The following is a 16,817-nucleotide window of genomic DNA, read 5'->3' on the forward strand; positions in this document are numbered from 1 at the left end:
ACGCTCCCTCACTTCCCAAGGCCGGTCAGCTTTGACTCCCAGGCAGTGAGGGAGCGCCTGTGGATAACTTCGTCCGCAAGTCACGCGGGGCGGTCACAATGGATGCATGGAGCCCAACGACGCACTCCCCAGGTTTACGGCACCGTTCACGGCTGCCGAGGCTCGCTTCATCGGCTTGTCCGCGGACCAGCTAAAGGGCACGGCGTTTGTCCAAGTCAGCCACGGCATCTATCGACCTGCTGAATGGGATTTTGATCTGCAGGCCGCGGCACGGGCACTCAGTGCCGGCAGCCCTGGAGCCTGGATTTCACATGTCACGGCCGCGCGGCTCCATGGACTCGTCCTGCCCCCGTGGCTAGCTGATTCGAATGAATTGCATCTGAGCAAACCCAGAAGACTGCCTGAAGCCCGCCGAAAGGGCATCGTTGGGCACACGCTTGTAGCGTTTCCCGGCGAAGTGGAAACTGTGGGCGGCCTGAAAATCAGCACACGGGCCCGCACCTGGCTCGACATGGCCCGCACCCTGCCGTTGCGTGACTTGGTCTGCATGGGCGATCAATTGATCCGAATACCCCGTCCCGAATTCGAGAACCGCAGCGAACCCTACGCCACACCCAGCGCGCTGCGGGAAATGCTGGGACGCCACGGCAACCTCCAGGGCATCGTCCGGGCCCGCGAAGCCCTTGAACTCATGCGGATTGGCGCCGATTCCCCTCCAGAAACGCTCATGCGCCTGGCCATGCTCGACGCCGGCCTGCCGGAGCCCGAATTGCAGCTCACCCTCTGGACAGGCCGTGGCGCCCCTTCTGCCGACGCTGGCTACCGGGCTCGGCGCATCGCCCTCCAGTACGACGGCGCCCATCACCTTGATGAGGTTCAGCGCCACAGCGACCGGCGCCGGGACAAGGCATTCGAGGCTGCGGGTTGGACTGTGCTGGTTTTTACGGACACAGACTTGGCGGACGACTTTGAACGGGCCGTTCAGCGGATCAGGCGGGCTCTCCGGCATGCCTGGATTGACCCAACCATCGCCTCAGGTTTCGCGTCGGGCGGATGAGGCCTAGGCGGTGTGGTTAAACCCAAACGGTCCCTCACTTGGTGAGGGACCGTTTGGATGAACACCCCCAAAAATGAGGGAGCGTCCGGGGAAACACCCCCAAAAGTGAGGGAGCGTCCAGGGGGAGGCTAGACGTCGCCGCGGATGAAGGCTTCAACCTTTTCGTGGGCGATGTCGTCCGCGTACTGCTCCGGCGGGGACTTCATGAAGTAGCTGGAGGCCGACAGGATCGGGCCGCCGATGCCGCGGTCCAGGGCGATCTTGGCCGCACGGATGGCGTCAATGATTACGCCGGCGGAGTTGGGCGAATCCCACACTTCCAGCTTGTATTCCAGCGAAACGGGGGCGTCGCCGAAGTTGCGGCCTTCCAGGCGGACAAAGGCCCACTTGCGGTCATCGAGCCAGGCCACGTAGTCGGACGGGCCAATGTGGACGTCGTCAGCACCCAGCACGGCTGAGGTGTTGGAGGTGACGGCCTGGGTCTTGGAGATCTTCTTGGATTCAAGACGGTCACGCTCGAGCATGTTCTTGAAGTCCATGTTGCCACCAACGTTGAGCTGGTAGGTGCGGTCCAGGATTACGCCGCGGTCTTCGAACAGCTTGGCCATGACGCGGTGCGTGATGGTGGCACCGATCTGGGACTTGATGTCGTCGCCAACGATCGGCACACCGGCGGCGGTGAACTTGTCGGCCCACTCCTTGGTGCCGGCGATGAAGACGGGGAGAGCGTTGACAAAGGCAACGCCGGCGTCGATGGCGCACTGGGCGTAGAACTTGGCTGCTGCCTCGGAACCAACCGGCAGGTAGCAGACCATGACGTCAACGTTGGCTGCCTTCAGGGTGGCCACAACGTCCACGGGCTCGGCGTCGGATTCGACGATGGTCTCGCGGTAGTACTTGCCCAGGCCGTCGAGCGTGGTGCCGCGCAGCACGGGAACGTCCAGCTTGGGTACGTCGGCGATCTTGATGGTGTTGTTCTCGCTGGCGCCGATGGCGTCGGAGAGGTCCAGCCCGACCTTCTTGCTGTCAACGTCAAACGCTGCAACGAACTGCACGTCATTGACGTGGTACTTGCCAAACTCAACATGCATCAAGCCCGGAACCTTCGCGGAGGCGTCTGCATTTTGGTAGTACTGGACGCCCTGCACCAATGAGGCGGCACAGTTACCCACGCCGACGATGGCGACCCGAATAGGATGATTGGACACGGAACTCCTTCATAAAACTCACACTGGCCCGGCAATCACTCTTGTGGTGATGGGTCGGCGCCCGCCTTCACGGTTTGCACAAAGACACGACGCACGGCTGTTCGGCCAGGCCTGACGCCCCAACGGCGCCCTTAACCATTCTAGTCAACTCCCCCGGTCCCGGATTTGTTCCTTCCGGGCGGGAATGTCTCGCAAATTTGTCACACACGGGTAGCAAAAGGCCCCGTCCGGCTGCCGCTGTGGGCATTCGGACGGGGCCTTTGGGAGGCTGCGGTCAGCCTACTTGGTGAGGGAATCGTCGACGGCGTGCTCGTCAATTGCTGCCAGCTCGGCTGCGCTGAACTCGAGATTGTTGATGGCGGCGATGTTGTTTTCCAGCTGTGCCACGCTCGAGGCGCCCACGAGGGCGGAGGTGACCGGGCTGCTGTTTTCCCGCTCGCGCAGGATCCAGGCAATGGCCATCTGGGCCAGTGACTGGCCACGGCCGGCGGCAATGTCATTCAGGGCCCGCACGCGCCCCATCTTTTCCTCCGTGAGGTCGTTCTCGTGCAGGAATCGCTCCTTGGCAGCACGGGAATCGGCCGGCACGCCGTTGAGGTAGCGGTCCGTCAGCATGCCCTGGGACAGCGGTGAAAACGCAATGGAACCGGCACCGACGGCGTCGAGCGTCTCGTAGAGGTTGGGCTCGCCGGCCTCGGTCCAGCGGTTGAGCATGGAGTAGGAGGGCTGGTGGATGAGCAGCGGCGTGCCCATTTCCTTCAGGATCCGGGCGGCCTCAAGCGTCTGGGCCGGGGTGTAGGAGGAGATGCCGGCGTACAGTGCCTTGCCGGAGCGCACCGCATAGTCCAGTGCGCCCATGGTTTCCTCCATGGGGGTTTCCGGGTCCGGGCGGTGGCTGTAGAAGATGTCCACGTAGTCCAGGCCCATGCGGGTCAGCGAGTTGTCCAGGCTGTTGAGCAGGTTCTTGCGGGAGCCCCACTCGCCGTACGGGCCCGGCCACATGTAGTAGCCGGCCTTGGTGGAGATGACGAGTTCGTTGCGGTGCGCGCGGAAGTCGTCCGCGTAGTGGCGGCCAAAGTTCGTTTCGGCGCTGCCGTCCGGCGGGCCGTAGTTGTTGGCCAGGTCAAAGTGGGTGACGCCCAAATCGAAGGCGCGGCGCAGGATGTCCCGCTGCACGCCAAAGGACTTGTCGTCGCCGAAGTTGTGCCACAGCCCAAGTGAGATGGCGGGCAGTTTCAGCCCGCTGCGCCCGACTCGGCGGTAGGGCATGGTTTCATAGCGGTTTTCCGCGGCGTGAAAGGTCATACCTGCCATCTTGCCACGCCGCGGCCCTGAACTGTGAGCTGTGTCTAGTCCCGGTCGGGGGCGCGCAGAACAAGCACCGAGCGGGCCGCCACCGGCACCACGGCGCCTGCGCCGAACTCCCCCGTGACCAGGCCGTCAGTGTGGATTTCCGCGACCCAGCGCGTCGCGTAGTCCCCTCCGGGAAGGGTGAAATCGATGTGGCCGTCCCCGCCGTTGAACAGCAGCAGGAAGCAGTCGTCCACCACGGCCCGACCCCGGGCGTCACAATCCGGGATGCCGTCCCCGTTGAGGAACACGGCGATGCTGCGCCCAAAGCCGCTGTCCCAGTCGGCCGGGGCCATGGCTGCCCCGTCGGGGCGCAGCCATGCAATGTCCGGCAGCTCGGCGTCGTCCCCGCGTTCCACGGGGCGCCCGTCAAAGAACCGGCGACGGCGGAACACGGGGTGCGCTTCCCGCAGCCGTCCCAGCCGTGCCACGAAGTCGATGAGGCCGGCGTCGGCGCTGCCCCAGTCGATCCAGCTGAGCGGCGAATCCTGGGCATAGGCGTTGTTGTTGCCGTGCTGGGTCCGGCCCAGCTCATCCCCGTGCAGCAGCATGGGCACGCCCTGGGAGAGCATGAGCGTGGCCAGGAAGTTGCGCTGCTGCCTGGCCCTTAGCGCCAGGACCGCGGGGTCGTCCGTGGGGCCTTCCACGCCGGAGTTCCACGAGCGATTGTGGGACTCGCCGTCCCGGTTGTCCTCGCCGTTGGCCTCGTTGTGCTTGCTGTTGTAGCTGACCAGGTCCGCCAGCGTGAAGCCGTCGTGGGCGGTCACAAAGTTGATGGAGGCCACGGGGCGCCGCCCGGAATGCCCGTAAAGGTCGGAGGACCCCGTCAGCCGCGAGGCGAACTCCCCGAGCGTGGACGGCTCGCCGCGCCAGAAGTCGCGCACGGTGTCGCGGTATTTGCCGTTCCATTCGGTCCACTGCGGCGGGAAATTGCCCACCTGGTAGCCGCCGGGGCCCAGGTCCCACGGTTCGGCGATGAGCTTGACCCGCGAGACAACGGGGTCCTGCTGGACCATTTCAAAGAATGAGGAGAGCTTGTCGACGTCGTAAAACTCGCGTGCCAGCGTGGCCGCCAGGTCGAAGCGGAAGCCGTCCACGTGCATTTCGGTGACCCAGTAGCGCAGCGAATCCATGATGAGCTGCAGCGAGTGCGGCTGGCGGACATTGAAGGAGTTGCCCGTGCCCGTGTAGTCGAGGTACAGCTCCTCGTTCTCATCCTGCAGCCGGTAGTAGGCGTCGTTGTCGATGCCGCGGAAGGAGAGCGTGGGGCCCAGGTGGCTGCCCTCGGCCGTGTGGTTGTAGACCACATCCAGGATCACTTCCAGGCCGTTGCGGTGCAGTTCCTTGACCATTTCCTGGAACTCGCGGACGTGCCCGCCCGGGTCCTGGGTGGACGCGTATTCATTGTGCGGGGCGAAGAAGCCGATGGTGTTGTAGCCCCAGTAGTTGCGCAGCCCGGCAGCCAGCAGCCGCTCGTCCTGGACAAATTGGTGCACCGGCATGAGTTCGACGGCGGTCACGCCCAGGTTCTTGAGGTGGGCAACCACGGACGGGTGGGCCACGGCCGCATAGCTGCCACGCTGGTGTTCGGGCACGTCCGGGTGCAGCGCGGTCAGGCCCTTGACGTGGGCCTCGTAGATGACGCTCTGGTGGTACGGAATATCCGGACTCTCATCCGGCTTCCCGGCGCCGTCGCTCCAGTCAAAGGCGTCATCAACCACAACGCCGCGGCAGGTGTGGGCGGCGGAATCCGCATCGTTGCGCACCAGCGGCTGGCCCAGCTCGTAGCCGAAGACCTCCTGGCCCCAGTCCACGACACCCTCAATGGCCTTGGCGTAGGGGTCCAGGAGCAGCTTGGCGGCGTTGAACCGCAGGCCGTTCGCCGGTTCCCACGGCCCGTCCACCCTGTATCCGTAGCGCTGCCCGGCTCCCACACCGGGGACGTAGCCGTGCCACACGTAGCCGTCCACCTCGGTCAACGGCAGCCGGGTTTCGACGCCGTCGGCTGCGAACAGGCACAGGGTGACGGACTGTGCGCCGTCGCTGAACAGGGCAAAGTTGGTGCCGTCCGCGTCGGGGTGTGCCCCCAGCGGGTGGTCCCTGCCTGGCCAGATCTCCATGCTGCCTGCCTTTGTTTGTTGGGTGGTGGTCAGCGGCTTGCTGCGAGCCGGGCCCACACATTGGGGATGCGCCCCGCCAACATGCCCGCATGCAGCGGCCGGTGTGGGTCCTGCCGCGAGAGTTCCCCGTGCAGGGCGGCCGCGAGCGCTGCTGTGCGGGCCAGCCGGATCGGTCCGGTGGCCCGGTCAGGGGCGGTGCCCGGGGCCCGGCCCGGGGCGGTGGTGTCCATGGCCAGCAGCGCCACGAGGATGCCGGCCAGGGTGTCGCCGCTTCCGGCAGTGGCCAGCCGCGCCGATCCATTTGCCTGGGTGAAAACAGTCCCCGCCGGTTCCGCCACCACTGTGGTGGGCCCCTTGAGCAGCACCACGGCGCCGGTCAGGGACGCCGCCAGCCGGGCTGCCGCGAGGGGCGAGGCCTCGATGGCGGCCCTGTCCGGGCCACCGCCACAACGGCGAAAGAGCGCCGCAAGCTCACCGGCGTGCGGGGTCAAAACCAGGTGGGCGTTCGGGGCCGCGGCGTCCACGAGCCCCAGCGCCCCGGCATCCACCACTGTGGGCAGCCCGGAGGCAAGGGCCATGCGGGCACGGTCCAGCTGTTCGGCGTCCCCGTCAATTCCCGGGCCGGCAAGCCAGGCCTGCACGCGCACCGCATCCGGGGACAGCTCCGAGCACACAATCTCAGGGTTGCGCACATGGATCGCGGCCGCGACGCCCGTGGGGCCCAGGTAGCGCACCATGCCGGGACCGCACGCCGAGGCTGCGGCAGTGGCCAGCAGCGCCGCCCCCGGGTACTGGGCGGAGCCTGCGATGATGCCGGCCACGCCGCGGGTGTACTTGTGGTCCGCAGCCCCGGGGTCCGGCAGCAAGGAGGCGATGTCCGTTGCCGACAACCGAAAAACGTCCGGTTCCGCCAGGTAAGGGCCAAGGCCAATGTCCACGAGCTCCACTGTGCCGCACAGATGTTCGCCGGGCGCGGCCAGCAGCCCTGTCTTGTGGGCGCCGAACGTGACGGTAAGGTCGGCCCGCAACACCGGTTCATTCACCTCGCCCGTGGTGGCGTCCACGCCGCTGGGCAGGTCGCAGGCCACCACGGCAGACCTGCCGGGTCCGTCCACATCCTGCAGCAGGGAGACGAGTTCGGCAGCCGGGCCACGGAGGCCGCCGCGTCCGCCGGTCCCCAGCAATCCATCAACCACGACGTCGGACGCCCCCGCCAGAGTTGCTGCCCCGGCAACGGTTGTTGCACCGCCAGCACCGCCAGCACCGGCTGCCAGTGCCAGCCAGCGGCCGCCTGCCTTTTCAAACGCGGCCAGCCCCTCCGGGTGGGTACGGGACCCGGCGAGAATCGCTGTGGTTCCTGCCCCTCGGCCAGCCAGGAACGCCCCGGCGAACAGGGCGTCCCCGCCGTTGTTGCCGGAGCCCACCAACAGCACCACCTTGGCCCCGTAGATCCCGGCACCCCGCGCACGCAAGGTGGCGATGACGCCCACGGCGAGCCCGTGCGCGGCCCGTTGCATGAGCTCGGGGCCTTGGCCGGCGTCGAGCAGCGGCTGTTCGGCGGCTCGGACGGCTGCCGCGGTGTGGGCGCTGGGCATGTCAGCTTTCGGCGATCACCATGGCCGTGGAGATGCCGCCATCGTGGCTCATCGACACATGCCAGTGCTTGATGCCCTTGGCCTTGGCGACCGCGGCAACGGTTCCCTTGACGTTGATGGTGGGGCCATTCTCATCCAGGCCGATCCAGCAGTCTTGCCAGTTCATGCCTGCCGGCGCCCCGAGCGCCTTGGCAACGGATTCCTTGGCGGCAAAACGGGCGGCCAGGGATTGCGTGTTCAGGCCCCGCTCTGCCGGCACAAACAGCCGGTCGAGCAGCCCGGGGGTCCGCTCCAGCTGCCGGCCGAATCGCTCAATGTCAACAACGTCCACACCAATGCCAATAATCATGGCTCCAGCCTATCCCCAGCGGCTCCCACTGCCCGCAGGCTCGCACCGGGACCCTCGCCACCGTGGCCCCACCCAGCTGACTCCACCGCCCACAGGCTCGCACCGGGACCCTTAACGCAGAACTGCACGCCGGCCGGCCTCGAAAGGCGCGTTCGGCGTGCAGTTACTGCTGTGCGGTCCGGGGACTGCTATTCGACAGTGACCGACTTGGCGAGGTTGCGCGGCTGGTCCACGTCGAATCCCTTGGCCGTGGCCAGCGCCAGTGCGAAGAGCTGCAACGGCACGGTGGTCAGCAGGGGCGCCAGGAGCGTGCTGGTCTCCGGGATGTAGAACACATGCTCGGCGTGTTCGCGCACGGACTCGTCGCCTTCTTCGGCAATGACGATGGTCATGGCGCCACGGGCGCGCACTTCCTGGATGTTGGAGACCACCTTGGCGTGAAGGGAGTCGCGGCCGCGCGGCGAAGGTACCACCACGATGACCGGCTGGCCTTCCTCAATCAGCGCGATGGGTCCGTGCTTGAGCTCGCCGGCGGCAAAGCCCTCGGCATGGATGTAAGCCAGCTCTTTGAGCTTCAAGGCGCCTTCCATGGCCACGGGGTAGCCCACGTGGCGGCCCAGGAACAGGACCGTGCGGGTGTCGGCCATGCTGGTGGCCAGTTCCTTGACCTGCTCGGCGTTGGCCAGGACGGAGGCAATCTTGGCCGGGGTCTTGGCCAGTTCCGCCAGGATGTCCTTGATCTGGCCCTGGAACAGGTTGCCGCGCAGCTGTGCCAAATACAGGCCCAGCAGGTAGGTGGCGGTGATCTGGGCCAGGAACGCCTTGGTGGAGGCCACTGCAATCTCCGGTCCGGCGTGTGTGTAGAGCACGGCGTCTGATTCGCGGGGAATCGTGGAACCGTTGGTGTTGCAGATTGAAACCGTCTTGGCACCCTGCTCGCGGGCGTAGCGCACGGCCATGAGCGTGTCCATGGTTTCCCCGGACTGGGAGATGGACACAATGAGTGTGTGCTCATCCACGATCGGGTCGCGGTAGCGGAACTCGTGGGACAGCTCCACCTCGGTGGGGATGCGGCACCAGTGCTCAATGGCATACCGTGCCACCTGCCCGGCGTAGGCCGAGGTGCCGCAGGCCAGGACGATGATCCTGTTGATGGTTTTTAGCACGGCCGGGTCAATGCGGAGTTCGTCCAGCGTCAGGACACCCTCGCCGTCGGTGCGTCCCAACAGGGTCTGGGCCACGGCGTCGGGCTGGTCGTTGATCTCCTTCTCCATGAAGGAGGGGTAGCCGCCCTTTTCTGCGGCCGCGGCATCCCAGTCCACCTGGTACTCGCGGCCCTCGGCCGGCACCCCAAAGAAGTCGGTGATCAGCACGGCGTCGGCGGTGAGGGTCACCACCTGGTCCTGGTCCAGCTCCACGGCCCGGCGGGTGTAGTCAATGAACCCGGAAACGTCCGATCCCAGGAAGTTCTCACCGTCGCCGAGTCCCACAACGAGCGGGGAGTTGCGGCGGGCCGCAACCACCACGCCGGGCTCGCTTGCGTGGGTGGCCACGAGAGTGAAGGCACCTTCAAGCTGCTGGGCAACCTGGCGCATGGCTGTGGCGAGGCGGCTGCCGCCGTCGCTGCTGTTCTGCCCGGCGTCTTCGAGTGCCTCGTAAACCTCGCCAAGCAGGGTTGCGGCAACTTCGCTGTCCGTCTGGGAGGCGAAACTGTGGCCGCGGCCCGCCAGCTGGGCCTTGAGCTGTGAGTAGTTTTCGATGATGCCGTTGTGGACCACGGCAAGGCGGCCACCGGCAACTACATGCGGGTGGGCGTTGGCGTCAGTGGGGCCGCCGTGGGTGGCCCAGCGGGTGTGCCCAATTCCGGCGGTGGCTGCGGGGAGGGGATTGGCTTCCAGCTCCTCCAGGAGCATGGCAAGCTTGCCGCTCTTCTTGCGCATGCCGATGCCCTGCTCGCCTGACACGGCCACACCGGCGGAGTCGTAGCCGCGATATTCCAGACGCCGCAGACCCTCAACCAGGACTTCAAGGGCACGTTGGCCAACGGGCGCCCCGGTCGTTGAAGCATTACCTTGAGCCGGGGCGGTACCGGCGTATCCCACAATTCCACACATGAAAATCAATCATAAACCCTGGCCTATTTGCAGGACGTTCTACGTCATACCCATCTGCGACCGTGAAAAAGCGGCATGTGAACCACGCCTCCAAACCGCCGCCGTTTCCCACTCCACCCCAAACAAGGCAGAATTGGGCGTGTGACAGCGCAAAGAACCGAGTCCGGCAGCAGCGTCAGCGCCTCCCCTTTCGTGGAACTCGACCGCCAGACGTGGTCCCGACTCGCCAACAAGATCGAGCAGCCCCTGGACGAAGACGACGTCCAGCGGCTTCGCGGCCTCGGCGACCAGCTGAACATGCGCGAGATCCACGACGTCTACCTGCCCCTCTCGCGCCTCCTTAACTTGTACGTCGGCGCGGCCGGCCACCTGCACAGCGCCACCACCACCTTCCTGGGCGAACGAGGCTCGCGCACCCCTTTCGTCATCGGCGTGGCTGGCTCCGTGGCAGTGGGCAAATCCACAACGGCCCGCGTGCTGCGTGAGATGCTGCGCCGCTGGCCGGACACCCCCAACGTTGAACTCGTCACCACCGACGGCTTCCTGTACCCCAACGCGGAACTGGAACGCCGGGGCCTCATGGGCCGCAAGGGTTTCCCCGAGTCCTACGACCGCCGCGCCTTGCTGCGCTTCGTCAGCGCCGTCAAGAGCGGCGCCGAGGAAGTTCGCGCCCCCATGTACTCCCACTTGAGCTACGACATCCTGCCGGACAAGGAAGTGGTGGTCCGCCGCCCGGATGTCCTCATCGTGGAGGGACTGAACGTCCTGGCCGCCGCGCGCCCCCGCAGCGACGGACGCTCCGGCCTGGCCGTGAGCGACTTCTTCGACTTCTCCATCTATGTGGATGCCAAGACCAGCCACATCGAGCAGTGGTACATCGAGCGTTTCCGCTCGCTGCGCAGCGGCGCCTTCGCCGACCCCGACTCCTACTTCCGCCGCTATGCCGACCTCTCCGATTCCGAGGCCACCGCCACCGCACAACGGATCTGGAAGAGCATCAACGAACCCAACCTGCTGCAGAACGTGCTGCCCACCCGCGGCCGCGCCCAGCTGGTGCTCACCAAGGACGCCGACCACTCCATCCGGCGGATGTTGCTGAGGAAGGTGTAGTGCCCGTGGTCGGCTTCCACCAGGCCCGGCGCCCGCGTCAGACCCCCATGACCCGGCTGCGCCGCGAGCTGTCGTGGCCACGCCCGGGCGGCGTGCTGGTCTCCCTCGTAGGGGCCGTCCTGGTCTTTGGCGGCGCCATGGCACTGCCCGCTTCCGAGGCGGGAGCACCCTCCCCTGCCCCGGTTTCCATCCCAAGCACGACGCCGGACACTTCCCAGGAGCACGCCGAACCAACCCCTGCGGCCACGCTGCTGGCCTCGGCACCGGCAACCACCGCGCCGTCGTCGGTGTCGGCGTCGGGCGTTTCAGGGGCAACCATCACGCCGTCGGCGGCGTCGGCTCCCCTGGTCAAGGGCGCTGCCCCCGACTCCCCCATCCAAAAACTCTTTGCCGGCGGGGCGGCAACACCCACTGACAAGGCGCTCCTGGACCTCGCCAACCCGGCCAGCACCCTGGTGCTCCTGAACAAGCGCAATCCTCTGGTTCCCCTGGACTACACCCCCAAGGATCTCGTGGCCCCGGCCATCGCCAGCGGATCCGGTGAGTCCATGCTGCTGCGGTCCGAGGCCGCCGCCGCCGCTGAACGCATGTTTGCCGCGGCCGCAACCCAGGGCGTTGGAATCACTGTGAAAAGCAGCTACCGCTCCTACGCCACCCAGGTCGGCGTCTACAACGGGTATGTGGCCAACAAGGGCGTGGCCGCCGCCGACTCCACGTCCGCGCGTCCCGGCTTCTCCGAACACCAGACCGGTCTCGCCCTGGACATTGGCGACGCCAATGCCGGCACGGCCTGCGACTTCACGTCCTGCTTTGCCGAGACTGCCGCAGGCCGGTGGGTTGCCGCCCACGCGGCGGAGCACGGGTTCCTGGTCCGGTACAACCCCGGGCAGGAGGCTGTCACCGGGTACCTGCCAGAGCCATGGCACCTGCGGTACGTGGGCGTTGCCGTGGCCCAGGACATGCAGACGCGTGGAATTCCCAGCTACGAGAAATTCGTCGGTCTTCCCGACGCCCCGGACTACGGATAAAGTTTCCGAACAATTTTTCCCAGCTTGCTCCCCAAACGGGTTTTTTGGGGGTACTTTGGGGACATGTTAAAGGGATTCAAAGATTTCATAATGAAGGGCAATGTCGTAGACCTTGCCGTGGCCGTGGTTATCGGTGCTGCTTTCGGAGCGGTTGTTAACTCGCTCGTTGAAAACATTCTGATGCCCCTTATCGCCGCATTGGTCGGTTCCCCGAACTTTGACGGCTTTGCGCTCCTGACCATCAACGGCGTGGACATCAAGTTCGGCGTGTTCCTGACCGTGTTGGTCAACTTCCTCATTGTTGCTGCAGCCATTTACTTCATGGTTGTTGTTCCGATGAACCACATGATTGCCCGGCGCAATGCCAAATTGGGAATCAAGGAAGAGGAACCGGCAGTCGACCCCCAAATTGAACTGCTGACCGAAATCCGCGACGCCCTCACTGCCCGCCCCTCGGGTGGACAGCACTAAGTAGATTCAAGCCACAATAAAGGCGGCCACCCCCTTCGGGGATGGCCGCCTTTATTGTGTTCCTACTTGGCGGTCAGGGAGAGTTCCTCCGTGACAACTTTCACCAGGTCCTGGCAAATGCGCTCCGCTGTTTCGTTGTCGCCGGCTTCCACCATGACCCGAACCAGGGGCTCAGTACCGGAAGGGCGAAGCAAAACCCGGCCGGTGTCGCCCAGCTCGGCTTCGGCCTTGGCCACGGCTGCGTTGATGGCAGGCACGGAGCCGGCACGGCCCTTGTCAACGTTCTTGACGTTGACCATGACCTGCGGCAGCTTGGTCATGGCCGAGGCCAGCTCCTTCAGGGTCTTGCCGGTCTTGGCCACCTGGGCTGCAAGCTGCAGGCCCGTGAGCAGGCCGTCGCCGGTGGTGGCGTACTTGGAGAAGATCACGTGCCCGGACTGCTCTCCACCAAGGGTGTAGTCCCCGCGGCGCATTTCCTCAAGCACGTAGCGGTCGCCCACTCCCGTTTCACGGATCGTAATGCCCGCTTCGCGCAAGGCGATCTTCAGGCCCAGGTTGCTCATCACGGTTGCCACCAGGACGTCGTCCTTCAGCTCCCCGGCAGCCTTCTGGGCCAGGGCCAGCACAGCCATGATCTGGTCGCCGTCAATCACATTGCCTTCGTGGTCCACAGCCAGGCAGCGGTCGGCGTCGCCGTCGTGGGCGATTCCGAGGTCTGCGCCCGTGGCCAGCACGGTTTCCTGCAGCAGCCCCAGGTGGGTGGAGCCCACGCCATCGTTGATGTTGAGCCCGTCCGGCTCGGCACCAATGACGGTCACCTGGGCGCCCGCGTCGGTGAAGACCTGCGGCGAGCAGCCACTGGCTGCGCCGTGGGCGCAGTCCAGGACAACCTTCAGCCCGTCCAGGCGGTGCGGCAGGGTGCCCAGCAGGTGCAGGACGTAGCGGTCCTCTGCGTCGGAGAAACGCTGGATGCGGCCCACGTCGACGCCAACGGGGCGGTATGCGTCCCGCTGCAGCTGCTCTTCAATGGCGTCCTCGACGTCGTCGGGCAGCTTCGTGCCCCCGCGGGCAAAGAACTTGATGCCGTTGTCCGGCGCCGGGTTGTGCGAGGCGGAGATCATCACGCCAAAGTCCGCGCCAAGGTCCGCGATGAGGAATGCGGCGGCCGGTGTGGGCAGCACGCCGGCGTCATAGACGTCCACGCCTGCACTCGCCAGGCCCGCCTCAACGGCCGCCCCGATGAACTCGCCGCTGGCGCGGGGGTCGCGGGCAATGACGGCACGGGGCCGCTTTCCCTCGCTCATTTGCTCGTGGCCAAGGACCACGGCAGCTGCCTGGGCCAGTGACAAAGCCAATTCTGCCGTCAGCAGGCCATTGGCCAATCCGCGGACACCGTCTGTTCCAAATAATCTTGACATCAGCCCTAGTCTAAATCATTGGGCTGGCAATTCGGCCCAGCTGCCTCCATGCCCTGCCCCACAGCCGCGTTTGCGGGGGTGGCCGGGGAAGCAAAAAATCCCCGGCTCGCATAGGCGGCCGGGGATTTCTTGGGAGCGCTGGTATTAGCGCTTGGAGTACTGCGAAGCCTTACGGGCCTTCTTGAGACCAGCCTTCTTGCGCTCGATGACGCGAGCGTCACGAGTCAGGAAGCCTGCCTTCTTCAGGGTCGCACGGTTGTTCTCAACGTCAATCTCGTTCAGTGAACGAGCAACGCCCAGACGCAGTGCGCCGGCCTGGCCGGAGGGGCCGCCACCGTGGATGCGTGCAATGACGTCGTAGGCACCATCGAGATCGAGGATGGTGAACGGGTCGTTGACTTCCTGCTGGTGCAGCTTGTTCGGGAAGTAGTCAGCCAGTTCGCGGCCGTTGACAACCCACTTGCCGGTGCCGGGAACGACGCGAACGCGGGCAATTGCCTGCTTGCGACGGCCAACAGCTGCGCCGGACACGGTCAGTGCCGGGCGTTCCTTCTTGGGGGCTGCCTCGGCAGCTGAGCTTTCGCTCGTGTAGCTGGTCAAAACTTCTTCCTCGGCCACAACGGCCTCGGTGTTCAGCTCTTCAGTGTTCTGAGCCACGATTCTCCTTGGTTAATGATTTAGGTGGTGGCCAGGACTACTGGGCGACCTGGGTGATTTCGAACGTCTGGGGCTGCTGCGCAGCGTGGGGGTGCTCAGCGCCGCGGTAGACCTTCAGCTTGCCAATCTGGGCGTTGCCCAGCTTGGTCTTGGGGAGCATGCCGGCTACGGCCTTCTCCACTGCACGTACCGGGTTCTTTTCCAGCAGTTCAGCATAGTTGACGCTGGAGAGGCCGCCCGGGAAACCGGAGTGGCGGTAAGCGCGCTTCTGTTCGAGCTTGGCGCCGGTCAGGGCAACCTTCTCGGCGTTGATGATGATGACGAAATCGCCCATGTCCATATGGGGAGCGAAGGTCGGCTTGTGCTTTCCACGCAGCAGTGTTGCGGTCTGGCTGGCAAGACGGCCCAAGACAACGTCGTTGGCATCAATGATGTGCCACTGACGGGAGATATCGCCGGGCTTCGGGGTATACGTACGCACGGTTTTTGCCTTCGTTTCTTGTTCTTAGGTGGGGCCACAGATGGTGGCACCTGCTATCTATGCGTTTACCGGAACAGAGGTGAGGGCTCTAACACCAGTTATCCATACACTTCCCGATGGCACCCGTTCAGTGGTAGTCCTGCAACCGGACCTGCAACGGGCGCGTGGTATCGGGATAGGACACGCACAACGACTATCAACGATACCGTTAACACAGGCCTGAGGTCAAAGCGGGGCATCAGTGGGGCTGTCGTGGACCCGCAAGGCCCTGGTGAGTTGCGCCCGCTCGTGCAGTTCGGCGGCATCCGGATAGCTGACTTCCTCGAAAACCAGCGGATGGGCGCTTGCCAGCACGGATTTTGCGTCCCTGACCCCCGCCAGCAGGCGTTCCCGCATCCAGTGCGGGCCCTCCACCCCGCGTCCCACCCGGAGCGCCGCACCGGTCAAGGCACGCACCATGTTGTGGCAAAACGCGTCTGCCTGGATGTTGAGTTTAATCACACCGTCGTCCTGGCGGGTGAAGTTGAAGTTCAGCAGAGTCCTGATGGTGGTGGATCCCTCGCGGGGTTTGGCGAAGGCCTTGAAGTCGCCCAGGCCCAGCAGTTCGGCGGCCCCGGCATTCATGCGGTCCACGTCAAGCTCGTCGTTGAACCAGAGCGTCTGTGCGCGGGCCAGGGGGTCCCGGTGTGCCTCGGCGTCGGCGATCCGGTAGCTGTAGCGCCGCCACAGGGCTGAGAACCGGGCGTCAAAGCCTTCGTGGGCACGCTGTACCGCCACGATCTGCACGGCACCGTGCAGGTCCCCCAGGATTCGTCCCAGCGCCCCATTGATCCGGCGCTGCAGGGCCAGTGACTGTTCCACGGAGGGGCCGCGGTTGAGCGCGCCCCATTCCTCCTGTGTGAGGTCAACGTGGGCCACCTGGCCACGGGCGTGCACGCCTGCGTCGGTGCGGCCGGCCACCGTCAGCCGGGCTGGGCGTCGCAGGAACAGCCCGAGGGCGTCCTCGATGCAGCCTTGGACGGTGAGCCGCCCAGGCTGCACGGCCCACCCGCTGAACGGCCCGCCGTCGTACGCAATGTCGAGGCGGACCCGGACCAGGCCGAGCTCTTCAGGGGAAGGATGGGGATTTGGCATGGCCCAATTCTACCGAAACAGGTGCAGTCCCAGACCCGCCGCCGGCCCATCCCCCTGCGCAGCACAGCCAGGCGGAGGGACCGCAAATGCGAAAGGACCCGCCTCCCCTTGCGGGGTGGCGGGTCCTTCAACGGCAAAGCAGAACCTAGTGGTTCAGGCCTTACTTGGCTTCTTCAGCAGCTGCTTCTTCAACTTCAGCGGCAGCGTCTTCGGCTACAACTTCGGTCTCAACAACTTCTTCGGCCGGAGCTTCCTCAACCGGGGCAGCCTTGGCTGCAGCGGCGGTGGCTTCCTTCACGACGGCCTGCTTGGGGCTGACCGGTTCCAGAACGAGCTCGATGACAGCCATGGGAGCGTTGTCGCCCTTGCGGTTGCCGATCTTGGTGATGCGGGTGTAGCCGCCTTCGCGGTTCTCGACAGCCTTGGCAATGTCGGTGAACAGCTCGTGGACGATGCCCTTGTCGGCAATCAGGCCCAGGACGCGACGGCGTGAAGCCAAGTCGCCACGCTTTGCGAAAGTTACCAGTCGCTCTGCGTAGGGGCTCAGGCGCTTTGCCTTGGTCAGGGTGGTGGTGATCCGCTTGTGCTCAAAGAGCGAAGCGGACAGGTTCGCGAGCATCAGGCGCTCGTGAGCCGCTCCGCCTCCGAGGCGGGGACCCTTGGCGGGTGTAGGCATGGTGTTTCTCCTCAAGTGTCAGCCAGCCCGACGGCGGGCACATTATCTG

The 16,817-nt window shown here is 65.4% G+C and carries 15 protein-coding genes; 4 read left to right on the forward strand and 11 right to left on the reverse strand.

What is annotated here, in order from left to right; genetic code table 11:
• Nucleotides 1-106 precede the first annotated feature (106 nt).
• Nucleotides 107-1,057: a DUF559 domain-containing protein gene (locus PCK14_RS05895; RefSeq protein ID WP_269937540.1), complete on the forward strand. Its 951-nt coding sequence runs from the start codon at nt 107-109 to the stop codon at nt 1,055-1,057.
• A 128-nt stretch (nt 1,058-1,185) separates the two neighbouring features.
• On the opposite strand, the gene PCK14_RS05900 is transcribed toward PCK14_RS05895, so the two are convergent.
• From PCK14_RS05900 to glmS, 6 genes are all read right to left on the reverse strand, one after another.
• On the reverse strand, nt 1,186-2,265 hold the full coding sequence (locus PCK14_RS05900; protein ID WP_269937541.1) for an inositol-3-phosphate synthase: 1,080 nt from the start codon (nt 2,263-2,265) through the stop codon (nt 1,186-1,188).
• 279 nt (nt 2,266-2,544) lie between these two features.
• Nucleotides 2,545-3,570 (reverse strand): L-glyceraldehyde 3-phosphate reductase, encoded by a 1,026-nt coding sequence (gene mgrA, locus PCK14_RS05905; RefSeq protein ID WP_269937542.1) that lies wholly within the window; start codon nt 3,568-3,570, stop codon nt 2,545-2,547.
• Nucleotides 3,571-3,614: 44 nt separating this feature from the next.
• Entirely contained in the window at nt 3,615-5,735 is a 2,121-nt protein-coding gene (gene glgX, locus PCK14_RS05910; protein ID WP_269937543.1) for a glycogen debranching protein GlgX, read from the reverse strand.
• Nucleotides 5,736-5,764: 29 nt separating this feature from the next.
• Entirely contained in the window at nt 5,765-7,330 is a 1,566-nt protein-coding gene (locus tag PCK14_RS05915) for an NAD(P)H-hydrate epimerase (protein WP_269937544.1), read from the reverse strand.
• A gap of 1 nt (nt 7,331) precedes the next feature.
• The gene (locus tag PCK14_RS05920; RefSeq protein WP_269937545.1) at nt 7,332-7,679 is read right to left on the reverse strand and encodes a holo-ACP synthase; all 348 of its coding nucleotides are present in this window, start codon (nt 7,677-7,679) and stop codon (nt 7,332-7,334) included.
• 188 nt (nt 7,680-7,867) lie between these two features.
• On the reverse strand, nt 7,868-9,793 hold the full coding sequence (gene glmS / locus PCK14_RS05925; protein ID WP_269937546.1) for a glutamine--fructose-6-phosphate transaminase (isomerizing): 1,926 nt from the start codon (nt 9,791-9,793) through the stop codon (nt 7,868-7,870).
• A 141-nt stretch (nt 9,794-9,934) separates the two neighbouring features.
• Between glmS and coaA the strand changes: the two genes are divergently transcribed.
• The 3 genes from coaA (at nt 9,935) to mscL (ending at nt 12,402) form a co-directional block, all read left to right on the forward strand.
• Nucleotides 9,935-10,903, forward strand: a complete 969-nt coding sequence (coaA, locus tag PCK14_RS05930; RefSeq protein ID WP_269937547.1) for a type I pantothenate kinase — start codon at nt 9,935-9,937, stop codon at nt 10,901-10,903.
• A gap of 5 nt (nt 10,904-10,908) precedes the next feature.
• Complete coding sequence (locus tag PCK14_RS05935) at nt 10,909-11,931, forward strand: M15 family metallopeptidase (RefSeq protein ID WP_269937548.1); 1,023 nt, start codon at nt 10,909-10,911, stop codon at nt 11,929-11,931.
• A 63-nt stretch (nt 11,932-11,994) separates the two neighbouring features.
• Complete coding sequence (gene mscL, locus PCK14_RS05940) at nt 11,995-12,402, forward strand: large conductance mechanosensitive channel protein MscL (RefSeq protein WP_269937629.1); 408 nt, start codon at nt 11,995-11,997, stop codon at nt 12,400-12,402.
• Nucleotides 12,403-12,464: 62 nt separating this feature from the next.
• On the opposite strand, the gene glmM is transcribed toward mscL, so the two are convergent.
• The 5 genes from glmM to rplQ all read right to left on the reverse strand — a co-directional run bounded on the left by glmM (nt 12,465) and on the right by rplQ (nt 16,768).
• On the reverse strand, nt 12,465-13,820 hold the full coding sequence (glmM, locus tag PCK14_RS05945; protein WP_269937549.1) for a phosphoglucosamine mutase: 1,356 nt from the start codon (nt 13,818-13,820) through the stop codon (nt 12,465-12,467).
• A 144-nt stretch (nt 13,821-13,964) separates the two neighbouring features.
• The gene (rpsI, locus tag PCK14_RS05950; protein ID WP_269937550.1) at nt 13,965-14,477 is read right to left on the reverse strand and encodes a 30S ribosomal protein S9; all 513 of its coding nucleotides are present in this window, start codon (nt 14,475-14,477) and stop codon (nt 13,965-13,967) included.
• 37 nt (nt 14,478-14,514) lie between these two features.
• Nucleotides 14,515-14,958 (reverse strand): 50S ribosomal protein L13, encoded by a 444-nt coding sequence (rplM, locus tag PCK14_RS05955; protein WP_269937551.1) that lies wholly within the window; start codon nt 14,956-14,958, stop codon nt 14,515-14,517.
• A gap of 225 nt (nt 14,959-15,183) precedes the next feature.
• A complete protein-coding gene (locus PCK14_RS05960) occupies nt 15,184-16,092 on the reverse strand; it encodes a tRNA pseudouridine synthase A (protein ID WP_269937552.1) in 909 nt (302 codons plus the stop codon).
• A 160-nt stretch (nt 16,093-16,252) separates the two neighbouring features.
• A complete protein-coding gene (gene rplQ, locus PCK14_RS05965) occupies nt 16,253-16,768 on the reverse strand; it encodes a 50S ribosomal protein L17 (protein WP_269937553.1) in 516 nt (171 codons plus the stop codon).
• Nucleotides 16,769-16,817 lie beyond the last annotated feature (49 nt).

This window comes from Arthrobacter sp. HY1533 (assembly GCF_027568515.1).
Lineage (GTDB): Bacteria > Actinomycetota > Actinomycetes > Actinomycetales > Micrococcaceae > Specibacter.

What these genes read in the sequence shown, in the direction of transcription:
- PCK14_RS05895 (WP_269937540.1), top strand. Translation starts at nt 107, where the DNA reads ATGGAGCCCAACGACGCACTCCCCAGGTTTACGGCACCGTTCACGGCT.
- mgrA (WP_269937542.1), bottom strand. Translation starts at nt 3,570, where the DNA reads ATGACCTTTCACGCCGCGGAAAACCGCTATGAAACCATGCCCTACCGC.
- glgX (WP_269937543.1), bottom strand. Translation starts at nt 5,735, where the DNA reads ATGGAGATCTGGCCAGGCAGGGACCACCCGCTGGGGGCACACCCCGAC.
- PCK14_RS05915 (WP_269937544.1), bottom strand. Translation starts at nt 7,330, where the DNA reads ATGCCCAGCGCCCACACCGCGGCAGCCGTCCGAGCCGCCGAACAGCCG.
- PCK14_RS05920 (WP_269937545.1), bottom strand. Translation starts at nt 7,679, where the DNA reads ATGATTATTGGCATTGGTGTGGACGTTGTTGACATTGAGCGATTCGGC.
- glmS (WP_269937546.1), bottom strand. Translation starts at nt 9,793, where the DNA reads ATGTGTGGAATTGTGGGATACGCCGGTACCGCCCCGGCTCAAGGTAAT.
- mscL (WP_269937629.1), top strand. Translation starts at nt 11,995, where the DNA reads ATGTTAAAGGGATTCAAAGATTTCATAATGAAGGGCAATGTCGTAGAC.
- glmM (WP_269937549.1), bottom strand. Translation starts at nt 13,820, where the DNA reads ATGTCAAGATTATTTGGAACAGACGGTGTCCGCGGATTGGCCAATGGC.
- PCK14_RS05960 (WP_269937552.1), bottom strand. Translation starts at nt 16,092, where the DNA reads ATGCCAAATCCCCATCCTTCCCCTGAAGAGCTCGGCCTGGTCCGGGTC.
- rplQ (WP_269937553.1), bottom strand. Translation starts at nt 16,768, where the DNA reads ATGCCTACACCCGCCAAGGGTCCCCGCCTCGGAGGCGGAGCGGCTCAC.